Origin of the sequence: Neorhizobium galegae (assembly GCF_021391675.1) — a bacterium.
Lineage (GTDB): Bacteria > Pseudomonadota > Alphaproteobacteria > Rhizobiales > Rhizobiaceae > Neorhizobium > Neorhizobium galegae_B.
In genome coordinates, this window is sequence record NZ_CP090095.1 from 2005255 (window position 1) to 2028043 (window position 22789).

At 62.4% G+C, this 22789-nt stretch carries 29 protein-coding genes; 15 read left to right on the forward strand and 14 right to left on the reverse strand.

Features of this window, described 5'->3' with window-relative positions; all coding sequences use genetic code 11:
• Window positions 1-19: 19 nt before the first annotated feature.
• The 7 genes from LZK81_RS10045 to LZK81_RS10075 all read left to right on the forward strand — a co-directional run bounded on the left by LZK81_RS10045 (window position 20) and on the right by LZK81_RS10075 (window position 6017).
• A complete protein-coding gene (locus LZK81_RS10045) occupies window positions 20-1480 on the forward strand; it encodes an extensin family protein (protein WP_233956105.1) in 1461 nt (486 codons plus the stop codon).
• 9 nt (window positions 1481-1489) lie between these two features.
• Window positions 1490-1813 (forward strand): MmcQ/YjbR family DNA-binding protein, encoded by a 324-nt coding sequence (locus LZK81_RS10050; protein WP_046609100.1) that lies wholly within the window; start codon window positions 1490-1492, stop codon window positions 1811-1813.
• Window positions 1814-2169: 356 nt separating this feature from the next.
• Entirely contained in the window at window positions 2170-2502 is a 333-nt protein-coding gene (locus tag LZK81_RS10055) for a DUF1778 domain-containing protein (protein ID WP_046608872.1), read from the forward strand.
• Window positions 2502-3050: a hypothetical protein gene (locus LZK81_RS10060; protein ID WP_046608871.1), complete on the forward strand. Its 549-nt coding sequence runs from the start codon at window positions 2502-2504 to the stop codon at window positions 3048-3050. Before LZK81_RS10055 ends, LZK81_RS10060 begins: the two co-directional genes overlap by 1 nt.
• Before the next feature lie 424 nt (window positions 3051-3474).
• The gene (locus LZK81_RS10065) at window positions 3475-4218 is read left to right on the forward strand and encodes a sulfite exporter TauE/SafE family protein (RefSeq protein ID WP_418936501.1); all 744 of its coding nucleotides are present in this window, start codon (window positions 3475-3477) and stop codon (window positions 4216-4218) included.
• 102 nt (window positions 4219-4320) lie between these two features.
• Window positions 4321-5259 (forward strand): ABC transporter ATP-binding protein, encoded by a 939-nt coding sequence (locus LZK81_RS10070; RefSeq protein WP_233956110.1) that lies wholly within the window; start codon window positions 4321-4323, stop codon window positions 5257-5259.
• Window positions 5256-6017 carry an ABC transporter permease gene (locus LZK81_RS10075; RefSeq protein ID WP_046623992.1) on the forward strand — a complete coding sequence of 254 codons (762 nt, stop codon included), beginning with the start codon at window positions 5256-5258 and terminating at the stop codon, window positions 6015-6017. Before LZK81_RS10070 ends, LZK81_RS10075 begins: the two co-directional genes overlap by 4 nt.
• Before the next feature lie 30 nt (window positions 6018-6047).
• Here LZK81_RS10075 and LZK81_RS10080 read toward each other — a convergent pair whose 3' ends face one another.
• Window positions 6048-7271: an MFS transporter gene (locus tag LZK81_RS10080; RefSeq protein ID WP_233956111.1), complete on the reverse strand. Its 1224-nt coding sequence runs from the start codon at window positions 7269-7271 to the stop codon at window positions 6048-6050.
• A 101-nt stretch (window positions 7272-7372) separates the two neighbouring features.
• Here LZK81_RS10080 and LZK81_RS10085 point away from each other — a divergent pair, with 101 nt between their 5' ends.
• Window positions 7373-8350: an AraC family transcriptional regulator gene (locus LZK81_RS10085; RefSeq protein ID WP_233956112.1), complete on the forward strand. Its 978-nt coding sequence runs from the start codon at window positions 7373-7375 to the stop codon at window positions 8348-8350.
• Between the two features lie 2 nt (window positions 8351-8352).
• On the opposite strand, the gene LZK81_RS10090 is transcribed toward LZK81_RS10085, so the two are convergent.
• Genes LZK81_RS10090 through LZK81_RS10100 form a run of 3 tightly spaced genes read right to left on the reverse strand, consistent with a single transcriptional unit; the run spans window position 8353 to window position 10125 of the window.
• The gene (locus tag LZK81_RS10090) at window positions 8353-9057 is read right to left on the reverse strand and encodes a TIGR02281 family clan AA aspartic protease (RefSeq protein WP_233956114.1); all 705 of its coding nucleotides are present in this window, start codon (window positions 9055-9057) and stop codon (window positions 8353-8355) included.
• The gene (locus LZK81_RS10095; protein ID WP_233956115.1) at window positions 9054-9287 is read right to left on the reverse strand and encodes a DUF1289 domain-containing protein; all 234 of its coding nucleotides are present in this window, start codon (window positions 9285-9287) and stop codon (window positions 9054-9056) included. The genes LZK81_RS10090 and LZK81_RS10095 overlap by 4 nt, the downstream gene beginning before the upstream one ends.
• 19 nt (window positions 9288-9306) lie before the next feature.
• Window positions 9307-10125, reverse strand: a complete 819-nt coding sequence (locus LZK81_RS10100) for an adenosylcobinamide-GDP ribazoletransferase (protein ID WP_418936483.1) — start codon at window positions 10123-10125, stop codon at window positions 9307-9309.
• A 67-nt stretch (window positions 10126-10192) separates the two neighbouring features.
• Between LZK81_RS10100 and cobT the strand changes: the two genes are divergently transcribed.
• A complete protein-coding gene (gene cobT / locus LZK81_RS10105; protein ID WP_233956117.1) occupies window positions 10193-11212 on the forward strand; it encodes a nicotinate-nucleotide--dimethylbenzimidazole phosphoribosyltransferase in 1020 nt (339 codons plus the stop codon).
• 6 nt (window positions 11213-11218) lie between these two features.
• Complete coding sequence (locus LZK81_RS10110) at window positions 11219-11611, forward strand: diacylglycerol kinase (RefSeq protein WP_046606339.1); 393 nt, start codon at window positions 11219-11221, stop codon at window positions 11609-11611.
• Here the strand turns inward: LZK81_RS10110 and LZK81_RS10115 are convergent.
• From LZK81_RS10115 to LZK81_RS10125, 3 genes are read right to left on the reverse strand one after another with little or no spacing between them, the layout of a single operon-like run.
• Complete coding sequence (locus LZK81_RS10115; protein ID WP_046606340.1) at window positions 11608-11883, reverse strand: type II toxin-antitoxin system RelE/ParE family toxin; 276 nt, start codon at window positions 11881-11883, stop codon at window positions 11608-11610. The two genes, LZK81_RS10110 and LZK81_RS10115, sit on opposite strands and share 4 nt — an antisense overlap.
• Window positions 11883-12110, reverse strand: a complete 228-nt coding sequence (locus LZK81_RS10120) for a hypothetical protein (RefSeq protein ID WP_046606425.1) — start codon at window positions 12108-12110, stop codon at window positions 11883-11885. Before LZK81_RS10120 ends, LZK81_RS10115 begins: the two co-directional genes overlap by 1 nt.
• A gap of 48 nt (window positions 12111-12158) precedes the next feature.
• Window positions 12159-13694: a sensor histidine kinase gene (locus LZK81_RS10125; protein WP_046606341.1), complete on the reverse strand. Its 1536-nt coding sequence runs from the start codon at window positions 13692-13694 to the stop codon at window positions 12159-12161.
• A gap of 121 nt (window positions 13695-13815) precedes the next feature.
• Here LZK81_RS10125 and LZK81_RS10130 point away from each other — a divergent pair, with 121 nt between their 5' ends.
• The 5 genes from LZK81_RS10130 (at window position 13816) to LZK81_RS10150 (ending at window position 16858) form a co-directional block, all read left to right on the forward strand.
• Complete coding sequence (locus LZK81_RS10130; protein WP_233956118.1) at window positions 13816-14379, forward strand: thermonuclease family protein; 564 nt, start codon at window positions 13816-13818, stop codon at window positions 14377-14379.
• Window positions 14376-15041, forward strand: coding sequence for a uracil-DNA glycosylase family protein (locus tag LZK81_RS10135; protein WP_233956120.1), 666 nt, complete (start codon window positions 14376-14378; stop codon window positions 15039-15041). The genes LZK81_RS10130 and LZK81_RS10135 overlap by 4 nt, the downstream gene beginning before the upstream one ends.
• A 49-nt stretch (window positions 15042-15090) precedes the next feature.
• Window positions 15091-15579, forward strand: a complete 489-nt coding sequence (locus LZK81_RS10140; protein WP_007771498.1) for an Lrp/AsnC family transcriptional regulator — start codon at window positions 15091-15093, stop codon at window positions 15577-15579.
• 102 nt (window positions 15580-15681) lie between these two features.
• Window positions 15682-16089: an ester cyclase gene (locus LZK81_RS10145; protein WP_233956121.1), complete on the forward strand. Its 408-nt coding sequence runs from the start codon at window positions 15682-15684 to the stop codon at window positions 16087-16089.
• Window positions 16090-16105: 16 nt separating this feature from the next.
• On the forward strand, window positions 16106-16858 hold the full coding sequence (locus tag LZK81_RS10150; RefSeq protein ID WP_233956123.1) for an AraC family transcriptional regulator: 753 nt from the start codon (window positions 16106-16108) through the stop codon (window positions 16856-16858).
• Here LZK81_RS10150 and LZK81_RS10155 read toward each other — a convergent pair.
• The 7 genes from LZK81_RS10155 to LZK81_RS10185 all read right to left on the reverse strand — a co-directional run bounded on the left by LZK81_RS10155 (window position 16855) and on the right by LZK81_RS10185 (window position 22709).
• The gene (locus tag LZK81_RS10155) at window positions 16855-17544 is read right to left on the reverse strand and encodes a DNA alkylation repair protein (RefSeq protein ID WP_233956124.1); all 690 of its coding nucleotides are present in this window, start codon (window positions 17542-17544) and stop codon (window positions 16855-16857) included. The two genes, LZK81_RS10150 and LZK81_RS10155, sit on opposite strands and share 4 nt — an antisense overlap.
• Window positions 17545-17551: 7 nt before the next feature.
• Window positions 17552-18424, reverse strand: a complete 873-nt coding sequence (locus LZK81_RS10160) for an NAD(P)-dependent oxidoreductase (RefSeq protein ID WP_233956125.1) — start codon at window positions 18422-18424, stop codon at window positions 17552-17554.
• Between the two features lie 163 nt (window positions 18425-18587).
• Entirely contained in the window at window positions 18588-19079 is a 492-nt protein-coding gene (locus LZK81_RS10165; protein WP_233956127.1) for a GNAT family N-acetyltransferase, read from the reverse strand.
• 59 nt (window positions 19080-19138) lie between these two features.
• Window positions 19139-19549, reverse strand: a complete 411-nt coding sequence (locus LZK81_RS10170; protein ID WP_046623973.1) for a CopD family protein — start codon at window positions 19547-19549, stop codon at window positions 19139-19141.
• Window positions 19550-19551: 2 nt separating this feature from the next.
• Window positions 19552-20106 carry a DinB family protein gene (locus LZK81_RS10175; RefSeq protein WP_233956128.1) on the reverse strand — a complete coding sequence of 185 codons (555 nt, stop codon included), beginning with the start codon at window positions 20104-20106 and terminating at the stop codon, window positions 19552-19554.
• A gap of 68 nt (window positions 20107-20174) precedes the next feature.
• Window positions 20175-21788 carry a hypothetical protein gene (locus LZK81_RS10180; RefSeq protein WP_233956129.1) on the reverse strand — a complete coding sequence of 538 codons (1614 nt, stop codon included), beginning with the start codon at window positions 21786-21788 and terminating at the stop codon, window positions 20175-20177.
• A gap of 99 nt (window positions 21789-21887) precedes the next feature.
• Window positions 21888-22709, reverse strand: a complete 822-nt coding sequence (locus LZK81_RS10185; protein WP_046623970.1) for a class I SAM-dependent DNA methyltransferase — start codon at window positions 22707-22709, stop codon at window positions 21888-21890.
• Window positions 22710-22789 lie beyond the last annotated feature (80 nt).

Below are 22789 nucleotides of genomic sequence, written 5' to 3' on the forward strand. Positions count from 1 at the left end.
CGGAAGAGTGGCAACTGGTATGGCGTATGCTCCCCTTTCTCGGCGGGTGATCGGCTCGCTGATAATCCCGACAATGCTGGCTGCCTGTTCCGCCGGGGATCTCGTTCCGCCCGCGCCGATCGACAATGGCCGGGTCGGGGCGATCCAGCCAATGCGCGACATCCCGGGCGAGCGGGTTTCCCAGCAGGCCTATCCGATGAACCCCGCGCCGGTTTCGCAGGCAAGCGGCGTCGATTACGCGAATACGCCGAACCTTGCCGGCACCGGTTACCCCAATTCGGCCTATCCGGGTTCCGGCGCCAGTGACGGCAACCATTACCTGCGGGCGCCGGCCCAGGTGCAGTCCGCGCCCCAGAATGCCCCCTTGAACGCACCCATGTCGCAGCAGCCATCCGGCGCCCGCCAGGGCCGCCTGCCGATGATCGACAGCGATGAGGCGATGCAGCAGCAGGCGTCCGTCGGTGGACGCAACACGGCCCGCAATGCCGGACCGATGACCATTCCGGAAGAGGGCGTCAACATCGACGCCGAGCTCGGTTTCGGCCCCGACGAGAGCGACGTGACGGGACTTGCCGAGGAGCAGGATTCCGATATCGCCGAAGGTGTCGGCGACCAGCCCGTCGTCGACGGCATCGGCACCGACAACCCGCGCGCGCTGCAGCCACGCCGCCAGCCGATCTCGCAGCAGATGCCCCAGTCCATGAACGACGACCGGGTGCTGGTGCCGCCGAAACGCCAGGGCGCCGGCCTGCAGGGCGATCTTTCGAACAACGATATGACGTGGAGCGACGGGTCGCGCGTCATCCCGCCAAGCCGGGCGCCTGCCGGCACCCAGCAGGTGGCAATGCTGCGGCCCAACAATCCGATGAGCGACAGCGGCCCGATGAGCCAGCGCGACATGCCCTGGCAGCGCGATGTGATGCCGCGGTCGGAAGTGAGCTGCCGCGCGGAACTGAGGCGCCTCGGCGTCGAATTCGACGACCGGCCGCCCATCGATGCAGGCCCGAGCTGCAGGGTGCCTTATCCGGTGAAACTCTCCGGCCTGTCCGGCAATATCGACGTCAAGCCGGCCGTCACGCTGAACTGCCAGACGACGCTCGCCTTTGCCAAATGGGTCCGGAACGAGCTCGCCCCTTCCGCCCGCTACCGCTATCTCACAGGCATCCAGAAGATCGTGCCGATGGGCGGCTATTCCTGCCGCCGGATGAACAACAGCAATCAGCGCAACAACCCGATGTCGGAGCATGCCAAGGGCAACGCCATCGATATCGGCCAGATCGTCCTGAAGGACGGCCACGAGATCGACGTGCGCAAGAAGGGCCTGTTCTCGATGCGCGAAGGCGGTCTCCTGAAGGCGGTGCGCAACGACAGCTGCAAATATTTCAACACCGTGCTGGGTCCCGGCAGCAATGCGGAACACTGGAACCATTTTCACTTCGACCTGCGCTCCCGCAGGAGCGGCAAGCGCTACTGCAACTGAGTTCCGACGATGGCCGATGCCGACATGCTCCGCAATCTGGCCCTCTCCCTGGAAGGAACGTCGGAAGCACCGCATTTCGACAGGGCGGCGTTCAAGGTCAGGCGCATCTACGTGACGCTGGCGGCCGACGGCCTGACCGCGAATTTCAAGTTCACGCCGGACGAGCAGCAGATCAAATGCGAGATTCTGCCGAACGCCTTTTCGCCGGTCCGGAACGCCTGGGGCAGTCAGGGATGGACGACGGCTGTTCTTTCGGAATTCGAAGAGGCGGATCTGCGCGACGCGCTGGAAACGGCATGGCGGCATGCGCTTCCCGGCAAACGCCCAGCCTGAACTGCCCAGGCCCGAAACGCCCGAGACACGGGGTAGCCGTTAACCTGTGGACATTAATCGTCCATAAACCATATCCGGCAACCAAACTGGAACCATAAGCGGCGGCGAAGCAAGAGTGGCGACGCCGCAGTCCGCCCCCCGACCTACCCCTACTGCGGTACGAGACCCGGCGTGCGCACCAAGCCCATGGCGGACGCCGGGTCTCACTCAAGCACCTCGCCGTAAATGAGCGCCGCCCCAATAAGCCGGCGAGAGCGGAGATTGGGCCAGAGACGCAAGTCCTGAATTGAAAGCTGGTGTGTCGCACCGGCTTTCTCTTGATCTGTACGTCTGTTTGACGTACAGAGATAAGGAATATGCGACACGAACAGGAGGCAACGGTGTTTGTTTTCGAGGATGTCACGACCGAAATCGACGAGCCAAACGATGCGCGAATGAATTTCCGTACCAAGGAGCGCATAAAGAAGGCAATTCATCGCGCCGCTGTTCTGGCTGGGGTCGATGATTCCGCCTTCGTAATCAATGCGGCCTATCAGTCCGCCATGGCGACGATCACGGCGCACGAAGTCACGCTTGTGCAGCCGGCCGACCATAAGGCGTTTTTTGACGCTCTCGACAATCCGCCGGCTCCGACACAGAAACTGCAGGACGCATTCAAGCGCCACCGTGAGACGGTCGTTTCCAAATAATGCCCGGCGATATGGTTTTGAAACCGACAATAGAGCCGCTCGATCCGTCCAGGCACGATCGGGCGGCTTTTTCCTGCGGGGTACCGCAGGTGGACAACTTCATCCAGAAGACAGCCAACAAGCTATCTCAGGCGGACAATCTGCGTGTCTATGTCATGACGCAGGGCGACGGCACTATCATCGGGTTCTATGCCATCAACAGCCATTCTGTCGATTATCGTGATCTCCCCGCCAAATTCGCCCGTACTCGGCCGGCACATGGCCATATCCCGGCAGTTTATATTTCCATGATCGGCCGCGATCTGAGATTCAAGGGAAGTAGTTACGGAGGCGACCTGCTTGTGGATTGCCTGACGCGAATTGCCCGCGTTGCCGACAGTATCGGCGTCGCTATCGTCATGCTGGACGTCCTCGACTGTGGCGACCAGGAGCGCACTGCACGCCGAACGAAGCTCTACAGGGACTATGGGTTCCAACCCTTGCCATCCAACGAAATGCGGATGTTCCTTCCGGTCGCAACGATCCGGAAAATGCTGGATGAAAGATAGTCGCATCCTCGACTAAAGCCCTTCGCGGCTGATCGGATGGCTTGAAGCTCTACAAAAAAGAACGCCGGCTCAGGGAGCCGGCGAGGGCGGAGGTGGGGCTCGCGGGGATGAGCCGTGCTTCCGGTTACTCAAGAACTCATACTTGAAAACATGACGCATGCGGCAAGCGGAAATAAAAAGCGCTAAAAGACTATGGTTATGACGGTCGCGCGAGGGGTCACGTGCGGCGTAAAGGGCGGGACCGTTGCTTGCCTGGTGGGGACAATGCTGTAAGAACGTCACGGGAAAATGACAGCGGCAGTGGATGTATCTCCTTCCTCCGACCCGATGTCGGACTGGAGACCGGAATTTGTCGATCGCAGCGCTTTTGCCCTTCATCCTGGCGCTTCTGGCCGGCGGCGCGGTCGCTGGAATTCTCGCCGGCATGTTCGGAATCGGCGGCGGTGCGATCCTGGTGCCGATCTTTTTTCATGTCTTCGGGCTGCTCGGCGTCCCCGAGGACGTACGCATGCAGTTGGCGCTCGGCACCTCGCTTGCGATCATCGTGCCCACCTCGATCCGCTCCTTCATGGCGCACCGGCAGCGTGGCGCGGTCGATACCGCATTGCTCAAGGGCTGGGTCGTCGCGGTGCCGCTCGGCACGCTGATCGCCACCCTGATCGCCGCCAAGGCGACCAGCGTCGAACTGCAGCTGATCTTCGCGGTCATCGCGCTGGTGCTCGCCTTCCGGATGATCTTCAATCGTGCGAGCTGGAAGCTTGGCGACGACCTGCCCGGCAATCCCATAAAATTCCTGGTCGGTACCGGCATCGGCATCCTGTCCGGCCTGATGGGCATCGGCGGCGGCATCCTCAACAACACTTTCATGACCCTCTACGGCCGTTCGATCCACCAGGGAGTGGCGACCTCCTCGGGTGTCGGCGTGCTGATTTCGCTGCCGGGGCTCGCCGGTTATGTCTGGGGCGGCTGGGGGAAGCCCGGCCTGCCGCCGTTCTCGACCGGTTATATCAACTGGCTGGCTGTGGCGCTGCTGATTCCGGTCACGCTCTACATGGCGCCGATCGGTGCGCGGCTTGCGCATGTGATGTCGAAGCGGCAGCTCGAAATCGGCTTCGGCATCTTCCTGATCGTCATCTCGGCACAGTTCTTCCTGTCGATTATCCTCTGAAACCGTCAGCAATATTCTTCCACAAGGGATGGTTTTGAAGGTTTGCGTGCCTATATTCGCGGCGCATCCCGAAAATCAATTCCTTGGAAAGATCCTTTCCGCATGGCGTCAGTCGTTTCCATAGATAAACTTACCAAGACCTACGAGAACGGGTTCCAGGCGCTGAAAGGCGTCGATTTGGAGATCGAGGAAGGCGAGATCCTCGCGCTGCTCGGCCCGAACGGGGCCGGTAAGACGACGCTGATCTCGATCATCTGCGGTCTCGTCAATCCTTCGACTGGCAAGGTGCTGGTCGGCGGCCACGACGTCGTCAGGGACTTCCGCCAGACGCGTTCGCAGATCGGGCTGGTGCCGCAGGAACTGACGACCGACATGTTCGAGACGGTCTGGAGCACGGTGAACTTTTCCCGCGGCGTTTATGGCAAGAAGCCGAATCCGGCGCTGGTCGAGAGCATACTCAAGGAACTGTCGCTGTGGAGCAAGAAGGATAACATGCTGCGCGAGCTTTCGGGCGGCATGAAGCGGCGGGTGATGATCGCCAAGGCGCTCGCCCACGAGCCGAAGATCCTGTTCCTCGACGAGCCGACCGCCGGCGTCGACGTCAATCTGCGCCGCGAGATGTGGCAGGTCGTCGAGAAGCTGCGCGAGACCGGCGTCACCATCATCCTCACCACCCACTATATCGAGGAGGCGGAGGAAATCGCCGACCGGGTGGGGGTCATCAACGGCGGCAAACTGCTGCTGATCGAGGAAAAGGCGGCGCTGATGAAGAAGCTCGGCCGCAAGCAGCTGAGGCTCGAATTGTCCGAGCCGCTGAAGGCGCTGCCTGAAAGCCTCAAGATCTACAACCTGACGCTTTCCGACGACGGGGCGGCGCTGGTCCACGAATACCAGGGCGAGGAAGGGCAGGGCACGATCGCATCGCTGCTGTCGACGCTTGCCGCAGAAAACATTCATTTCCGCGATCTTTCCACGCGACAGAGCTCGCTCGAGGATATTTTCGTGGCGCTCGTTGCGGAAAAAGCGGGAGAAGACGCATGAATTTCGAAGCGATCAAGTCGATCTATTTCTTCGAGATGGCCCGGTTGCGCCGCACGCTCTTGCAGAGCGTCATCTCGCCGGTCATCACCACCTCGCTCTATTTCATCGTCTTCGGCACCGCGATCGGCTCGCGCATCCAGACGGTCGAAGGCGTTTCCTACGGGTCTTTCATCACCCCCGGCCTGATCATGCTGACGCTGCTCACCCAGTGCATCAGCAACGGCTCGATCGGCATCTATTTCCCGAAATTCACCGGCACGATCTACGAGATTCTCTCGGCGCCGGTCGCGATGACGGAGATCATCATCGGTTATGTCGGTGCGGCGGCGACCAAGGGGCTGATCATCGGGGTGATCATCCTCGCCACTGCCTCCTTCTTCGTCGAGATCCGCATCGCCCATCCGTTCATGATGGTGCTCTTCCTGGTGCTGACGGCGGTCACTTTCAGCATGTTCGGGTTCATCATCGGTATCTGGGCGAAAAATTTCGAGCAGCTCAACATCATCCCGATGCTGGTTGTGCCGCCTTTGACCTTCCTCGGCGGCAGCTTCTATTCGATCAACATGCTGCCGCCCTTCTGGCAGACGGTCAGCCATTTCAACCCTGTCCTCTATCTCGTCTCCGGCTTCCGCTGGAGCTTCTACGAGATTGCCGACGTCAACCCGATGGTCAGTCTCGGCATGATCGCCCTATTCCTGGTGATCTGCCTGTCGATCCTCGGCTGGATCTTCAAGACGGGTTACCGGCTGCGCAACTGACCGCAGCCGATAACGGATTCGAGGGCAGGCTCAGCCCTGGCTGAGCTGCACCTGGCGTCCGCCGCGCATGACCATCACGGACGCACCGAGAACGGATGCGATGCCGAGGAAGGTCATGACGCCGAGCGGCCCTTGAGCGTCGATCAGCAGGCCGCCGAGAACGGCGCCGCTGGATATGGCGATCTGGAAGGTCGTCAGCAGCAGGGCGCCGGCGCTTTCCGCCTCATCCTGGGCGGCACGGGTGATGTAGCTCTGGATGCTGACGGGCAGTGCGCCGAAGGCAAAACCCCAGAGCGTGATGGCGACCGCTGCGGCCGTGGTCGATGCTCCCAGCGAGACGAGGATCACGGCGGCGACCGCGATCAGGCTGGAGGCGAAGACGACGCCGAGCGCCGAACTGCGTTCGGTGATGATGCCGCCGACGATATTGCCGAAGAAGCCGCCGACGCCGTAGGCGAGCAGGACGAGCGAGACCATCTCGACGTTAAGCCGGGGAACGTCTTCCAGATAGGGGCGGATATAGGTGAAGCCTGCAAAGTGGCCGGCGACGATAAGCAGCGTCGCGATGAGGCCGATGCGGATCTTCGGGCGCTTCAGGACGGCAGCCAGCGTGCCGAGCCCGGCATGTCCGGCAGGCGGCAGCGAGGGCACGGTGACGGCTTGCGCGAGGAGCGCCAGCACGCCGACGGCGCCGGCCAGCACGAAGGCGGCCCGCCAGCCGAGCGTGGAGCCGATATAGGCGCCGAGCGGTGCGGCCATGACGGTCGCGACCGACACGCCGGTGAAGATCATCGCCATGGCACGCGGCAGGTGGTTCATCGGCACGAGCCGCATGGCAAGCGCCCCGGCCATGGCCCAGAAGCCGCCGAGCCCGATGCCGAGCAGAACGCGCGACACGAGCAGCACGGTCAGGCCGTTGGCAAGGGCGGCCAGTGCGCAGGAGAGGATGAGAAGGGCGGTCAGCCCGAACAGCGTCCAGCGCCGGTTGAAGCTGCGGGTGCCGATCACGACGGCGGGACCGGCGAACGCCGCGACGACGGCGGTCACCGTCACCGTCTGGCCGGCGACGCCGGGACTGATGCCGAGATCGGCGGAGATGGGAGTGAGCAGGCTCGCCGGCAGGAACTCCGCCGTCACGAGGCCGAAAACGCCGAGGGTGAGCGCGATGACCGCGTCCCAGCGGGCCTTGGCCGATGTGTTCGGGGACGACGTGTCGCGCACGGCATCGTCCTCTTCGAAAGTGCTGTCAGTCATGGTCATGTCCTGTCTTGGGGAGGCGGCACGGAGGACCGTACCGGGAGGATGGACCAGACTTAGGCGTGACAGCCTGTAGTTTCCATGCTAGAAAATCCGATATGCTTGATCATTCGTCCAAAGACGCGCCATTAGACCTCTCTGATCCATTGACCGAGATGCTGCGGGGCTTGCGGCTCGACGGCGTCGAATACGGCCGCTGCCGGCTGCCGGAGCCCTGGGCGACGTCCTTTCCGGCTCAGGAGGCGGCGCGTTTCCACTTCATTTCATCGGGCTCCGCATGGCTGCAGACGCCTTCAGGCGAATGGCTGGAATTGCGGGCGGGGGATGCGGCTCTTCTGCCGCGCGGCGATGCGCATGTGCTGGCAAGCATTCCGGGCCTGACGCCGCTGCCGTTCGACCGGTTCGGGCGCAAGGAAGTCTGCCAGGGCGTGTTCGACGTGCAATGCGCCGATGCCTGCGGCGGCACCGTGGCGCTGACGGCCTCGATGCGCTTCAACATCGACAAGCTGCATCCACTGCTGCAACTGATGCCCGAGGCGATGCTGACCAGCGATCTCGCCAGGAACGAGCCTTCCATCCCGCATCTTCTCGACGCCATGGCGCGCGAGGTGGACATGGACCGGGTCGGGGCCGGCGGCATTCTCGCCAGGCTCGCCGACGTGCTGACTGCGACGCTGATCCGCACCTGGGTCGAACACGGCTGTGGCGACACGACCGGCTGGATCGCCGCGGTGCGCAATCCCGAAGTCGGCCGCGTGCTGGCCGCCATCCATCTCCAGCCGGACAGGGACTGGAACGTCGCGGCGCTCGCCCGGCTGATGGGCGCCTCGCGATCCGGCTTTGCCGAACGGTTTTTGCGCGTGGTCGGCGAAACGCCGGCGCGCTACGTGGCGCGGGTGCGCATGCACCAGGCGCGGCAATGGCTGCGCGACGGCGAGCGGGTCGCGACGGTCGCGGAACGGCTTGGCTACGATGCCGAGGCCTCCTTCAGCCGCGCCTTCAAACGCATCATCGGCACGCCGCCAAGCCATTTCCGCAACAAGGGCGAAGGCGAGGCCATTCGGGATTTCGGCTGACGTCAGTCCCGCAATCTCAGCTCGTCCGTCTGCATCTGCAGGGAGCCGAGGGTGGAGAGGAAGCTCATGCCGAGCAGGCTTTCGCCGAGCCGTCCGTCTTCCGCCACCATCGCCCGGATGTTTTTGCGCACGATCGGGCCGATGGCGATCTCGTCGAGGCGAACAGGCGCTGCCATCGCCCGGCCGTTGGCAGTCATCACGGTCACTGAAAAATCGAGGCTCTGCGGATTGAGGCCGATGGCGCGGGCATCGTCGAAGGAAAGCACGACGGTGCTGGCGCCGGTATCGACCAGCATCGGCAGGACCTTGCCCTGGACCCTGACATTGGTCTGGAAATGGCTGCCCCGGGTCTTGTGAATGATGACTTCGTTGAGACCTTCACTCGTCGTCGTGATCACGGCTGTCCCGGGCAGCAGGCCCGCGGTCACCCTTGCGGCGACATTGCGGGCGTCGTCGCGGTAGAGATAGGCGGTGACCAGCCCGAGGATGATCAGCAGCCAGAGGGCGATGTTGCGCAGCACCTCGCCGGCATTGCCGCGCCGGCCGGCGAGAATGCCGACCGCAAGCAGGCCGGCGATCGGCAGCAGGTAGATGATCTGGCCGAAATCGTCGTTGTCGATGCCGAAGGTCTGCCCGGCATCGTGGTTGAAGATCAGGAATGCCAGGCCGATGCCGAGGACGATGAGGATGCCGGTCAGCGCGTTCATGCCGTATCGCGTTCCTTGGTTTTCCGCTGCGCCAAAAGCTGCCGGCGCGTCTCCCGCCTTGGCTTTCGCTCGACGGTTTCAAGCCGTGCGGGCAAGGCTTCCATCAGCACACTGCGCTCGATATCGGTATAGTCCATCCAGCCGGCGATCTCGTCGCGCGTCCGTCCGCAGCCGAAGCAATAGCCGGTCTTGAGGTCGATGGAGCAGACAAGGGTACAGGGCGAAATCATGCGTCAATATATCGGGGTTTCACGCCACAAGAGCAAGAGTGGCGAGCATGGCGATCTCGCTCAATTGTTGAGTAGCGCCGATCGTATCGCCCGTATGGCCGCCGAGCTTTTGGCGCACGAAACGGGTGAAGCCGAAGCCGGCGAGCGCCGCCGCGATCAGCGATAACAGCACTTTCGGCAGGCCGAGAACCGGGACGAGCAGGACCAGTGCGATGGCCGCGCCGATAAATAGCGAGATATTGCGGGCGCCATCTTCCGGCAGGCCGGCGCTGGCTGCGACGCCGTTTTCCCGGGCCGATGGCAGCGAGCGCCAATGGGCGACCAGGACCGCGCGGCTGACGGCAGCAACAGCAAGGACGGCGAGCGCCGCCGTGATGGCATCCTCGCGGAAAAGTGCGGCAAGCGCCGACGCGCGCAGGCCGAAAGACAGCACCAGCGCCACCACGCCGTAAGCGCCGATACGGCTGTCCTTCATGATGAGAAGCGCGTGGTCCTTGTCGCGCCCGCCGCCGAGACCGTCCGCCGCATCCGCAAGACCATCCTCGTGGAGCGCGCCGGTCAGAAGCGTCAGTATGGCAAGCGCGATGAGACTGACCAGCAGCGGATCGCTTGACTGCAGGAGCAGGAGAATGAGGGCCGGCAGGGCGGCGATGATCAGTCCCGCGACGGGGAAAGCCCGCACCGCCCGCGAGATCGTGCCGTCATGCCCGCGAAAAAATCGGTCCGGCACCGGCAGGCGGCTGAGGAACCCGACCGAGCGGGCGAGGTCCGCGATGAATTCCGTTGCGTTTGGCAGTTGTTCCTCCGTCTCGACCCGACTATGAGTTTGCGCACACAAGCGCGATTTGCGGGAAAAGACAAGTTTTCCCGCCGATATGCGAGACCGAGATACAAGAGAGACTTTCATGAGCGTGAGCGGCCTGCCTTTCGATGATTTCCGTGTCCTGCTGCAGAACCTTCCCGGACCGGATCCGCGGGCCTTGGTTGCGGCGCGCGAGCGTGATGCGCAGCTCACCAAGCCGCCGGGTGCGCTCGGCCGGCTCGAGGAAATCGCCTTCTGGCTGGCCGCCTGGACGGGCCGCGCGCCGGCCGTCAACCGGCCGCTGGTGGCGATCTTTGCCGGCAATCACGGCGTCACCCGGCATGGCGTGACCCCGTTCCCGTCGTCGGTGACCCAGCAGATGGTGGAAAATTTCGCAGCCGGCGGAGCGGCCATCAACCAGATCTGCGTCACCCATGATCTCGGCCTGAAGATCTTCGACCTGGCGCTCGATTACCCGACCGGCGACATCACCACCGAGGCGGCCCTGTCCGAGCGCGACTGCGCTGCGACCATGGCCTTCGGCATGGAGGCGATCGCCGGCGGCACCGATCTTCTCTGCATCGGCGAAATGGGCATCGGCAACACGACGATCGCCGCCGCCATCAACCTCGCGCTTTATGGCGGCGAGGCGGAGGACTGGGTCGGTCCCGGCACCGGTTCGCATGGCGAATTCATGGAGCGCAAGATCGCCGCGGTGAAGGCTGCCGTCGAATTCCACAAGGACCACCTGAGCGATCCGCTGGAAATCCTGCGCCGTCTCGGCGGCCGCGAGATCGCCGCGATCGCCGGCGCGATCCTTGCCGCGCGGGTCGAAAAAATCCCGGTCCTGCTCGACGGTTATGTGGTGACGGCTGCCGCCTCGATCCTCAAGGCTGCCAATCCGGCAGCGCTCGACCATTGCCTGATCGGCCATGTCTCCGGCGAACCGGGACATCTGCGTGCGATCGAACATCTCGGCAAGACGCCGCTTCTGGCGCTCGGCATGCGGCTCGGCGAGGGGACGGGTGCCGCGCTTGCCGCCGGCATCGTCAAGGCCGCCGCCGCCTGCCATTCCGGCATGGCGACCTTCGAGCAGGCCGGCGTCAGCAACAAGAGCCACTGAGCGCGAATGGAAAAGACGCCGCTCGACAGCAATATCGAAAGGGCGACCGGCATTCGCCGGGTGATAGCGGCATTCCGCTATTCCATGCAGGGGCTGACGCGCCTGTGGCAGGAGGAAGCCTTTCGCCATGAGGTAATCGCCTGTGCGGCAGCCATCGTGCTCTTTGCGATCGTCGGTGCCGGCGCACTCGACTATTTCGTCTTCACCATCCTGATGCTGGTGCTGTTTGCGGTGGAATCGCTGAATACCGCGATCGAGGAACTGGTCGACCGCATATCCCCGGAAATCTCCACCGTCGGCCGCCACGCCAAGGATCTCGGCTCCTTCGCGGTCTTCTGCCTGCTGTGTGCCAACGGGTTTTTCGCGCTTTATGTGGTGGTCAGGCAGGTTTGGAACTAGGCGCTTCTGCGTGCCGAGTGGACGAAGCGGGTCACGACGACATCGTCGCCGATAACCCGATAGAACATGACGTAAGGGTAGGGTGCCAGGTTAAGTCTTCGCGTGGATGATTTGGTGGTATTGCGGCCTGAACGTGGCTGATGACCGAGCAGGTCGATGGCCTCGGAAATTCTTTGCGAGACGTTCTTTGCGCCGGATGGCGATCGCTCGCGGATATAGAATAGGGCCTTGTCGATTTGCTGGGACGAAAGTGCCGTGAAACGTACACTCATCAAAGATATTTTGCGAGAACGGCGCGGACCTCTTCCTCGGTCGCGATCTCTCCGCGCTCAATCTCCCGGTCGGCCTCTTCCAGGTCAGCCTCTTCCTCCGGCGTAAGCTGATAGACCTCTCCGTCATCTTCGCCCATGAAGCTCAGAAGAATCGCGGCGATCTCATCCTGCATTTCGGCAGGAAGTTCCCTGGCTGCTTCGATGGCGCGGTCGAGAAGTTTGGTCATGGCCGCATTATGCACCGAAACAAGCCGGTGCAAAAGAGGCCGCTCGCCTTAGGCAAAGCTCTTGCGGCGGCGGGCGACCGTCTGGGCGTCGGCGACGGCCGGCACGCTCTGGAGGACGCGGGTCGCCGGCAGGATGGCGATCGCCTCGGTGCCTTCGCGCAGCTTGGAGCGCAGGATGAACTGGCCGTCGTGTTTGGCAAGGATCGCCTGGACGATCGGCAGGCCGAGGCCGGTGCCCTGTTCGGCGCTCTTGATGGCGATCGAGCCCTGGCCGAAGGCCGAAAGCACGACCGGGATTTCTTCTTCCGGAATGCCCGGCCCGTTGTCCTTGATCGCCACATACTGGCCGCCGCCGGCGGTCCAGCCGACCTTGACGGTGACCTCGCCGCCCTGCGGCGTGAACTTGACCGCATTCGAGAGCAGGTTCAGGAGCACCTGGCGCATCGATTTCTCATCCACCCAGACCTGCGGCAGCTGCGGTTCGAACTGCTGGCTGATCGCGATGTTCTTGGCGCTGGCGCGCAGCTGCACCATGCCGATGCAATCCTCGGCGATTTCGAGCAGCGACAGCGATTCCTCGGCGAGGTCGTAGCGGCCGGCCTCGATGCGCGACAGGTCGAGGATTTCGTTGATGAGGTTGAGGAGATGCTGGCCGGAACGGTGGATGTCGCCGGCATATTCCTTGTAGGTCGGATTGGCGAGCGGTCCCAGAACCTCCGAGCTCATGACTTCGGAGAAGCCGAGGATGGCGTTGAGGGGTGTGCGCAACTCATGCGACATGGAGGCGAGGAACCGGGACTTGGCGAGGTTCGCTTCCTCGGCCCTGCGGCGGGCCTCGTCCGACATGGATTTTGCCACTTCCAGCTCGGCGATCAGGTCGTCCTTTTCCGACTGATAGGACATCAGCGTCAGGTTGGAACGATAGAGCCGGTCGGCGATATAATGGAAGAAGACGACCGCGATGGCGCAGATCGCGATCATGCCGATATCGAGCACGTGGCGCGACAGGATGGCGGTGGCGAGCAGCGCAAGGATCATCGGCAGGAAGCCGAACAGCACGCTGAGGCGCAGCATGAAACTGCTCATCGCGGTGATCGAGATCGCGAAGAGGAGCACTGCGCCCTTGTAGAAATAATAGCTGTCGCCGGAACAGGCATCGCAGTTCTGCAGCGCAAAGAGCGCCCAGCCAGTGCCGACGATCATCTGCGCGGCGAGCAGCCTGCGGCGCCATTTCCGGACATCGACCGCGGCAATGTCCTTGCGGCTCGCACGGCGGGCGAGCAGCACGTTGATGGCATGAACGCTGAACATCAGCAGCGCCCAGGCGAAGAGATTGGCATTCGGGTTGAGATAGACGCCGATCGTCGTCACCACGACGATGAAGATCGGCATGACCGATGCGCCCTGCAGCACGGCATTGACGTGCATGGCGATCATGTCGCGGTCGAAGATCTGGTTGCCCTGGGAACTGGATTGCAGGCGTTCTCGGGTGGCGCGAACGGCTTTGGAGACGGCCTTGTTGCGGTGGCCGCGGGAGCGATCAACGATATTCTTGTCGGTCGATGTGCTGACGCCGCTACTCATGGCCACTGAAACTGATACCCCGGGTGTTGAGAGAGTATGGCCAAAACCTTAAGAGAGTCCTGCCGGGAAAGGTTTTGTTTGCCATTTTCCTGAAGCTTCCGTTTTCCAATAAGGCTGGATTGTGGCCAGAACGTTCAGGATTTTTCGCGACGGCGCGTTTCTCGCGGCCTTCTTCATCCTTCTGGTGCTGATCGCCGCCAAGCTGGACGAGGCGGCCGACAGCGTCGTGCGCGGCCCGTTCCATGTGATCGACGGTGATACGCTGTCGGTAGGCAGCGAGCGCCTGCGGCTGCAGGGCATGGATGCTCCGGAGCTCGACCAGACCTGCGAAGACGATCGCGGCCGGCCATGGGCCTGTGGGGAAGAGGCGAGGCGGCTGCTGATACGGCTCGCAGACGGTGAGATGGAATGCCTCGGTCGCGAGCGCGACAAATATCACCGGCTTCTGGTGCGCTGCCGTTCAGGCGCAACGAGCATCAACGGCATGCTGGTGCGGCGAGGCCTCGCGGTCGCCTCTGGGCGCTATGCACAGGAACAGGTGGAAGCGAGGCGCGAACGGCTGGGGCTGTGGGCCGGCCAGTTCGAAAGTCCGCGCGACTGGCGCGCCAGCCGTGGAATGATGGACGATCTGAGTTTCGTGGAAGCGTTCATGGATTGGGTGAAGCGGGTGACGGCGTGGCAATGAGCATGGATGGCATCGCCGACGGCGAGGAAGACATCAGCGATTTGGCCCGCGCGATCGCTGCCTGCCGCATCTGTCGCGATGCGCCGGCGAAGGGCGAGGGCGACCGTCTGCCGCATGAGCCGCGGCCGGTCGCCGTGTTATCCAAGACGGCAAGGGTGCTGATTGCCGGCCAGGCGCCGGGGCTTCGGGTGCATGAAAGCGGGCTGCCGTTCAACGATGCCTCGGGAAACCGCCTGCGCGACTGGATGGCGGTGACCCGCGACGAATTCTATGATCCGGAGAAGTTTGCGATCGTGCCGATGGGGTTCTGTTTTCCGGGTTATGATGCCAAGGGCAGCGACCTGCCGCCGCGGCTCGAATGCGCGCCGCTGTGGCGTTCTCGGGTGATCGCAGCCATGCCGCAGATCGAGCTGGTTCTCGCCGTCGGCGGTTATGCGCAGGCCTGGCACCTGGGCAGCCGGCGAGGCAAGGGCATGACGGAGACGGTCGCCAGCTGGCGCGATTATGTCTTCGCCAATCAGGGACCGAGGATCTTGCCTCTGCCCCATCCGAGCTGGCGCAATACCGGCTGGCTCAAAAAGAATCCATGGTTCGAGGCGGATCTGCTGCCGGTGCTGCGACAGCATGTGGATAGCTTGATACGTGAAACAAATTTCGGTTAACTGCCACGAACTACGTGTATAACGAAAAATGATTTCGAAAGGGAACTGAATGGACCGCCTCGACCGCAAGATCCTACGTATTCTGCAGGAAGATTCCACTCTCGCCGTCGCGGATCTCGCGAAGAAGGTCGGCCTCTCGACCACGCCCTGCTGGCGCCGCATCCAGAAGATGGAAGAGGATGGCGTCATCCGTCGCCGCGTGGCGCTGCTCGATCCGGTCAAGGTCAATACCAAGGTCACGGTGTTCGTCTCGATTCGCACCGCCAGCCACTCGATCGAATGGCTGAAGCGGTTTTCGGAAGTCGTTGTGGATTTCCCGGAAGTGGTCGAATTCTACCGCATGAGCGGCGACGTGGATTACCTGCTGCGCGTCGTCGTGCCGGACATCGGCGCCTATGACGCCTTCTACAAGCGGCTGATCGCCAAGATCGAAATCCGCGACGTTTCGTCGGTGTTTGCGATGGAGCAGATCAAGTACACGACCGAATTGCCGCTCGACTACATGATGCTGGACAACCAGAAGTCCGGCGAAGAATAATCTGCCGATTGGCGGATCGGGATCATTTTCTGGCAGGACGGGCCGAGTTGAAACGGTCCGTTTTGTTTTATCTGGGCTTCATCGAAACAGATGGAGCTCGCCATGCAGAAGGCCAATAAGGCGATCGTCGCCAGGTATATCGAAGAAATCTGGAACCGCGGTCTGACAGAACGTTTCGCGGATTTTTTCGCGGCCGATTACGAAGAAGCCGTCTATTCGCCCGCCAATGCCGAGGGGCATTGCGCCATGGTGGCGGTGCAGAAGCGGATCATGCCGGATGCGGTCTGGTCGATCGAGCGGATGACCGCCGAAGACGATGGCGTCATGTGCGAGTTGACATTGCGCGGCACACACCAGGCGGCTTTCAAGGGCGTCGAACCCTCCGGCAATCCCATCCGCGTGCGCGCCTACCGAACCTTCGTCTTGAAGGACGGAAAGATCGTCCGCCATTCCGCATTGCTCGACACCGCCGAACTGCTAAAGCAGATGCGGGGACAGCAGGCGGCGTAGAACAAGTCCGGCAGCGATGGCGACGATTTCCCATGCCTATCATCGGATATTTGACGAGCCTTTCGAGATCGAACGGGCCTTCGATGCCGACTACCTGCTCTACGCATCGGCCGGGACATTCATTCTCGATATCGGCGACCGCCGCTGGATGCTGCCGCCGCAAAGGGCGGCGCTGATCGCCCGAGGAACGATAATTGCCGTGCGCAGCAAGGGGAGGGCCACGGCGTCCTCCGTTCTGTTCGGCGACGGCGAATTCGAAGCGCCGCTGCCGGCCTGCCAGGTCTTCGGCCTTTCCGAGCTGGCGCGGCAGATGATCCTGCACGTCATGCGTTGGGATGCAGGGCGCGATGCGGTCGACGAAGCTTCGAATGCGTTCTTCAAGGCGCTCGCATCCGTGGCGGGAGAGCTTGCTACGGACGAGGACGAGACCTGGTTGCCGAAACCGCAGTCGTCGGGCATGGCGGTCGCCGTCGACCGGATGCTGGAACAGCTCGACCGGGATCTCGATTTCAGTGCTTTGGCGGAGGCTGCCCGTCTTTCGGAACGGACGCTGTCACGGCGATTCGACGCAGAATTCGGCATGAGCTTTCGCGATTTCCGGCATCGGGCGCGGATGGTGAAGGCCAAGGAGATGCTGCTCGCCGGTCGCGACCCGGTAACGGAGATCGGGCTCGCCTGCGGGTTCGAAAGCACGAGTTCGTTCATCAAGGCGTTTCGGACGTTTGCGGGCGCGACACCGCGGCAATATCGGGCTGGTAAAGCCGGCTAAGCCTTCAACCGCGCCAGAAGCTTCTCGCTCCACAGTTCCTTGACGGCGTCCTTGCCGATCCAGCGGGCGGTCCTGTCCGGCGAGGCGGCGAGCTTTTCGGAGAGTGCCAGGGCAGGGGCGTGGCTGGTGCGGTTGCGCTTGCCGATATTGCGGAGCGCCCAATTGACCGCCTTTTTCACGAAATTGCGCGGGTCGGCGGAATGCGCCTCGATCAGCGGCAGATAGGCGATGAAGGTGCCGTCCGGCTCGTCCTTGCGATGGACGGCGGCGCCGGCGATCATCGCAAACGCCGTGCGGCGGACGAATTCGCGGTCATCCTCGGCGAAGTCTGCGACGAGTTGCTGCCAGAACGGCGTTTCGACGAAAAGGTCGGCGGCAGTGTCGACGATTTCCCAGGAGGCAAAATCCTCCGACCATCCGCGCGCCTCGGCCGGCGTCAGCGTCGCGGGATCGGCGGTATAGATCGCCAGCATCCGGGCTTCGCGAATGCCGGTGCGCCAGAGGTCCAGCGCCCGTCCGTGGTCGCGTTTGATGGCCCGCGCGATCTTCTGCATCTCGGGATTGGAAATGCCGATCGCCCGGTCGGTGACGATGCCGAACCGGGCCATGCCGGAAATGTTCTCCTCCGAGCGCAGCGTTTCGAGATGCGCGATGATCCCGGCGACGTCGCAGGAGGGGCCGATCATGGCTGGCCTATTTCTTCTCCAGCCGTGCGAGCAACGAGGACGTATCCCAGCGCTTGCCGCCCATCGCCTGGACGTCGCCGTAGAACTGGTCGACCAGCGCGGTGACCGGCAGCTTGGCGCCGTTGCGGCGGGCTTCGGTCAGCACGATGTCGAGATCCTTGCGCATCCAGTCGACCGCAAAGCCGAAATCGTATTTGCCGGCATTCATCGTCTTGTAGCGGTTCTCCATCTGCCAGGAACCGGCCGCACCCTTGGAAATCACCTCGATGACCTTCTCGATGTCGAGGCCGGCCTGCTTGCCGAAATGGATCGATTCGGCCAGCCCCTGGACGAGGCCGGCGATGCAGATCTGGTTCATCATCTTGGTGAGCTGGCCGGCGCCTGCCGGACCCATGAGGCCGACCATGCGGGCATAGGCGTCGATCACCGGCCTGGCTTTCTCGAACGTCGCCTCGTCACCGCCGCACATGACGGTGAGCACGCCGTTTTCGGCACCCGCCTGGCCGCCGGAAACCGGCGCGTCGATGAAGCCGATGCCCTTTTCCCGTGCGGCGGCATCGAGCTCGCGGGCGACTTCGGCGCTGGCTGTCGTATTGTCGATCAGGATGGCGCCCGGTTTCATGCCGGCGAGAACGCCGGTTTCGGTGATCGTCACCGAGCGGAGATCGTCGTCGTTGCCGACGCAGACGAACACGAAATCGGCATCCCTGGCCGCTTCGGCCGGCGTCGCTGCGGCCTGGCCGCCGAACTTTTTGGCCCAGTCCTCGGCTTTGGCAGCCGTGCGGTTATAGACGGTGACGTCATGGCCGCCCTTGACCTTGAGATGCCCGGCCATGGGATAACCCATCACCCCGAGACCGATGAATGCCACTTTCGCCATGCTGAACCTCCACAATTTTGTTGCCAGAGGATTAGAGCAAAGCGGACGTCCGGAAAAGCGCAGTTCGGCGAAAAGCGCAGATTTCAGTTCGGACGAAACGTCGCGAAGGCGGGTTTTGACAGGCCCGAGCTGCTGACCGCCAACATCGGCGCCCGATCGCTCATCAGCCCGAGGGTGCAAGCACGTAGCGGCATTGCCGGATGTTTTCTGCGCGCGGCCGCGAAAAGCGGTCGACGGTATCGAGATGGCGAAACCCGAGCTTGACGAGGATGCGCCCGGAAGCCGGGTTGTCCTGCGCATGCCCCGATTTCAGGACCGACAGCCCGATCGCCTCGAAGGCGAAGCGGATTGCGGCGCGCGCCGCTTCCGACGCATAACCGGACCCCCAGGCGGCGCGTTCGAACCAGTAGCCGAGTTCTCCCTCACCATCGGCAATCTCGTCGATATCGACGAGGCCGATCATACGGCCCTCGACGTCCACGGCAAAACGGCAGGCCTCGCCGGCGAGCCATTCCCGCTCGTGATCGGCGAACCATGTTTCCGTCGCCGGAAGGTCTGGCGGGAAGGCGGCCATGCGCAGCATGCGCGTGACCTGCCAGTCGGATTGGATTTCGAACGCTCGACCGGCATCCTTGGCGGTCGTTGGCCGCAGCACGAGCCGTTCGGTTTTGATTGGGCGGCGCGGGGGAATGGGCATCGCCTTGCCGCTTTGGATCAGAACGGCTTGATGACCGCAAGCGCGACGATGACGACGACCGAGCCGAGGACGATCGGCAGGCCGGCGCGCACGAAGGCCGGCGGGTCGAGATGCGGATCGGCCTCCATGCGGCGCATCCAGGCGCCCTGCATGCCGTGCAGCGCCGACAGCATCAGCACGATCAGGAATTTGAAGCCGAACCAGCCGGTCGTATAAAAGCCGTAACCGAAGGCGAGCCACAGGCCGAAAAGCCAGGCGCCGCCGAGTGCGGCCGTGGTGACGGTGCGGTCGTATTTCCTGAGCGCCGAGATCACGCCGGTGCGGATGGTCGGCGGCACCATGCCGATGACGAAGGCGTTGATCAGCATGCCGCCGATCAGCAGGAAGTCGGAAAGAATGTGCAGGGCCTTGATAACGAAATACAGCATGGTCAACTCCAGATCATGGCTTCGGTGAAGCCGAGTTCGGCAAAATCCTGTTGTCTCAATTGGTCTTCGCCCGTGCAGAAGAACTCGTCGAGCTGCGGTGGTTCGACCGAGGTTCCGGACAGCATGGCGTGAACCTGGCCGCGGTGATGGATCTGGTGCTGGAAGAGATGCATCAGCAGGCGATCGGCAGGTTCGACCTGCACGAAGGTGCGCCGGGGAATGCGGATATCCTCGGCGACGGTTTTCTCATCCAAGCTTCGACAGTGATCAATAAGGCGGTGGTCGGCGGCGCGCTGTTCGCGATCAAGATCGGCAAAGAGGGGACAGGGGATTTCCGGCTCGAAGGCGGCGGGGCCGAGGCAATTGCCTTCGAGCGCGCTGATATAGAGCCAATCCACGGTGAGGATATGGTTGAGTGTGTGGATGATCGACGGGAAGAAGCTGACCCGCGTCGCGTCCAGCTCTTCGCGTGAGAGTTCGCCGCAGGCTTTCAGCAGCCGGTGATTGGCCCAGGCATTGTTATAGGCCTGGGCAAGAAGATAGCGCTGCGGCGTCATCCGAATCCCTCCGTTGCGGAGGGCAAACTATCGGTGAAGAGGGACGATGAGAAGATGGTTCGCGAACACTAGGATGATTTGGACGATTGGTCGCTTTCGGCGCCTGTCACCACCGGTTTGCCACCGTTGGCTCTGGGCGTGGGGCGATGACCATTTTTAGTATTTGCCATTGAATCGGCTCTGGTCGCCTGGTTTTGGTTGACCCCCTTGAGCGGCGTATTCTGAGGATTGCGCTTCGAGTCATCGAAATAGTTCGACCCTGGTTCCAGGCTCGTGGCGATGTCGCTCCAAAGCCGACGCAGCCGACGGACGTGCAGATCATCGGTGATCCAGCACATCAGATGTTCTGCCGAGGTGGATAAGAGGCTGGGGCTTGTGCTGATTCGTTCCCGTGCCCACTTGCAGAATTCATCGACCGGCACTTTCTTTGCTGTCCCTGCTTCGACAATCAGGAAGCTGCTTTTGGAAACGTCCGCAGCCATACGAAGACGTTCAGTGGGCGCCATCAGGACGCTTGCGTAGATGTCATCGAACTCACGCGGCGCATGGATGCTATCAATCGCCCGCTCCAAGTCGAAAATCGTGCGGACGTTCAGTTCGCGCAACAACAGGAAGCGTTCCAGGCCGACGATGTGGCAGAGCTGGGCCTGGGCAATCCAATCGATACACTGATAGATCCCATAGGGCGTTTCGATGTGAAGGAGGATCGGGTTGTATGTTGCAAGGTTCTGCACATCGTAGATTCCACACTCCTCCAGTCGAAAACGCGTCTCATAGTCTACGCCGTCGATCACTTCGGGCGAGGTGATCTTCGTCAGTTGCGAGAAGCGGTCATCGCTGGTCTTGATCCACCGGATCTGTTCCTGCAGCTTCACCAGCAGGAATTTGGTGGAGCTTTGCGGGATGAGGCCAAGTAAGGGCGCAAGCACCAGCCATACGAGCGGAATGCTGCTGGTATTGCCGCCGCCGGTCACCGCGCCGCCAACCACGGCGAAGGGGTCGGAAAGTGCCGCGAAGAGAAGCGTGGTGATGACGACCGACGCGATGCTCTCACCCGTTAGCCGCAGGAAAGTGTTGGAGGAGAGGTCGAATACGGCGAGCCTGCTCAACATCGTGCGAACGGAGGCTATGTACGTGCCCGCGAAGGTGAGCGCTGCGATAACCAGGAGCTGATCAGCTTTGGTCGGTGCTGCGCCATCCGGAAGAGGGCAGGTACCGGATTGAAGTCCGCAGGCGAGCGCATTGCCAAGAAAATGGAATCCGAAATAGGCGAGAGCCATAAAGCCGATCGTCGAGAGCGCCAGCCTATACCCGAAATAGACTCGCCTTTGTTCGGCCGCGCGGACGAGCATTTCCAGTCTCTCGCGCTCATCAAGCGGTTTGGCATCCTTGGGAGGTTCGTCCAGTCTCAGGTCAGCCGTATATTTCGACCGGACAAACTCGAAGGAGGGATTGGTGGCTATCCCTTTTTGATCCGAGTCCTTCTTATCAAAATTTTCGTAAAAATCCTGAATCTGCCGCAGTCGCCGCAACCGCACCTCATGGCGTGCGAATAATACGAGCAGCGGCGTCATGATTGCGAGGAGCAACGCAATCCAGTTGACGGCGCCGAGAATTGCCAGGAGTGGGGCCGGCGTCCCAACTAGGCTGTAGAGCAAGGCCGGCCAAGAAGACTGATCCATTCGCTTGTCCCCCATAGGTTGAGGGCCAAGCTACTCCGGTTGCATTCATGCCGCTACCAATTTATCGCAGCCTATGATTGCGCTCCCAGCCTGCGATTATCAGGACCTTACAATCAGCCGCGCGATCACCAGATGGCCCGGCGTCGGGTTGCCGTCCTGCATCCGCACGTTGATGTCGGAGATTTCGAGAAGTTCGAAGCCGGTGGCGGCGAGGCGTTCGCGGACATAGGTTTCCGAATGGGCGAAACGCTGGTGCGGACCGACGATGTAGGGCCGGCCGGCAAAGCTCTCGTCGGGCAGGGTCTCCGAGGAGAATACGAACAGGCCGCCGGGAGCCATGTTTTCTGCCGCGCCGAAGAACAGCGGTTCCAGCGCGCCGAGATAGGGCAGCACGTCGGTGGCGGTTACCAGGTCAAAGGGCTCGTCGTCATTGTCTTCGAGGAAATCCTCGACTTCCGCCACGTAAAGCGTCTCGTAGAGATCCTTCTCGTGCGCGATTTCAACCATGTTCTCGGAAATGTCGATGCCGGTGATGTCGTCGACCATGTCGCGCAGCGTGCCGCCGGTCAGTCCCGTGCCGCAGCCGAGATCGAGCATCCGCTTGAACGGCCCGAGCTTCAGCTCCTGCAGGCGCTGGCGCACGATCACCGGCACGGCGTAACCCAGCTGCTCGACGAGAATGTCCTCGAAGCTTTCGGCGTGCTGGTCGAACAGGGTTTCCACATAGGCGTCCGGTGCCTTGGGGGGCGTCTCGCCGCGGCCCATGGCCGCGATGCGCACGGCGGCACCGCCGTGGTCCTCGGGATCGAGTTCGAGCACCTGCTCGTAGGCCTTGACGGCGGCGTCGATATCGCCCGCCTTCTCCAGCGCCAGCGCGCGGTTATAGGCCTCTGCCAGGGCTTCCTCGTCGATCTTCTTCATGGCCAGCGTCCTTCTTTTCGCAAGCGGCTTTAAGCCCGCGGCCGGCATTTGTCCATCCGGGGGAACGGGGCGGGTGCTCA

Bases quoted from the DNA above. Each gene is read 5' to 3' on its own strand.
- LZK81_RS10045 (WP_233956105.1), top strand. From the start codon at position 20: ATGGCGTATGCTCCCCTTTCTCGGCGGGTGATCGGCTCGCTGATAATC.
- LZK81_RS10050 (WP_046609100.1), top strand. From the start codon at position 1,490: ATGGCCGATGCCGACATGCTCCGCAATCTGGCCCTCTCCCTGGAAGGA.
- LZK81_RS10055 (WP_046608872.1), top strand. From the start codon at position 2,170: ATGCGACACGAACAGGAGGCAACGGTGTTTGTTTTCGAGGATGTCACG.
- LZK81_RS10060 (WP_046608871.1), top strand. From the start codon at position 2,502: ATGCCCGGCGATATGGTTTTGAAACCGACAATAGAGCCGCTCGATCCG.
- LZK81_RS10065 (WP_418936501.1), top strand. From the start codon at position 3,475: ATGTTCGGAATCGGCGGCGGTGCGATCCTGGTGCCGATCTTTTTTCAT.
- LZK81_RS10070 (WP_233956110.1), top strand. From the start codon at position 4,321: ATGGCGTCAGTCGTTTCCATAGATAAACTTACCAAGACCTACGAGAAC.
- LZK81_RS10075 (WP_046623992.1), top strand. From the start codon at position 5,256: ATGAATTTCGAAGCGATCAAGTCGATCTATTTCTTCGAGATGGCCCGG.
- LZK81_RS10080 (WP_233956111.1), bottom strand. From the start codon at position 7,271: ATGACTGACAGCACTTTCGAAGAGGACGATGCCGTGCGCGACACGTCG.
- LZK81_RS10085 (WP_233956112.1), top strand. From the start codon at position 7,373: ATGCTTGATCATTCGTCCAAAGACGCGCCATTAGACCTCTCTGATCCA.
- LZK81_RS10090 (WP_233956114.1), bottom strand. From the start codon at position 9,057: ATGAACGCGCTGACCGGCATCCTCATCGTCCTCGGCATCGGCCTGGCA.
- LZK81_RS10095 (WP_233956115.1), bottom strand. From the start codon at position 9,287: ATGATTTCGCCCTGTACCCTTGTCTGCTCCATCGACCTCAAGACCGGC.
- cobT (WP_233956117.1), top strand. From the start codon at position 10,193: ATGAGCGTGAGCGGCCTGCCTTTCGATGATTTCCGTGTCCTGCTGCAG.
- LZK81_RS10110 (WP_046606339.1), top strand. From the start codon at position 11,219: ATGGAAAAGACGCCGCTCGACAGCAATATCGAAAGGGCGACCGGCATT.
- LZK81_RS10115 (WP_046606340.1), bottom strand. From the start codon at position 11,883: ATGAGTGTACGTTTCACGGCACTTTCGTCCCAGCAAATCGACAAGGCC.
- LZK81_RS10120 (WP_046606425.1), bottom strand. From the start codon at position 12,110: ATGACCAAACTTCTCGACCGCGCCATCGAAGCAGCCAGGGAACTTCCT.
- LZK81_RS10125 (WP_046606341.1), bottom strand. From the start codon at position 13,694: ATGAGTAGCGGCGTCAGCACATCGACCGACAAGAATATCGTTGATCGC.
- LZK81_RS10135 (WP_233956120.1), top strand. From the start codon at position 14,376: ATGAGCATGGATGGCATCGCCGACGGCGAGGAAGACATCAGCGATTTG.
- LZK81_RS10140 (WP_007771498.1), top strand. From the start codon at position 15,091: ATGGACCGCCTCGACCGCAAGATCCTACGTATTCTGCAGGAAGATTCC.
- LZK81_RS10145 (WP_233956121.1), top strand. From the start codon at position 15,682: ATGCAGAAGGCCAATAAGGCGATCGTCGCCAGGTATATCGAAGAAATC.
- LZK81_RS10150 (WP_233956123.1), top strand. From the start codon at position 16,106: ATGGCGACGATTTCCCATGCCTATCATCGGATATTTGACGAGCCTTTC.
- LZK81_RS10155 (WP_233956124.1), bottom strand. From the start codon at position 17,544: ATGATCGGCCCCTCCTGCGACGTCGCCGGGATCATCGCGCATCTCGAA.
- LZK81_RS10160 (WP_233956125.1), bottom strand. From the start codon at position 18,424: ATGGCGAAAGTGGCATTCATCGGTCTCGGGGTGATGGGTTATCCCATG.
- LZK81_RS10170 (WP_046623973.1), bottom strand. From the start codon at position 19,549: ATGCTGTATTTCGTTATCAAGGCCCTGCACATTCTTTCCGACTTCCTG.
- LZK81_RS10175 (WP_233956128.1), bottom strand. From the start codon at position 20,106: ATGACGCCGCAGCGCTATCTTCTTGCCCAGGCCTATAACAATGCCTGG.
- LZK81_RS10180 (WP_233956129.1), bottom strand. From the start codon at position 21,788: ATGGATCAGTCTTCTTGGCCGGCCTTGCTCTACAGCCTAGTTGGGACG.
- LZK81_RS10185 (WP_046623970.1), bottom strand. From the start codon at position 22,709: ATGAAGAAGATCGACGAGGAAGCCCTGGCAGAGGCCTATAACCGCGCG.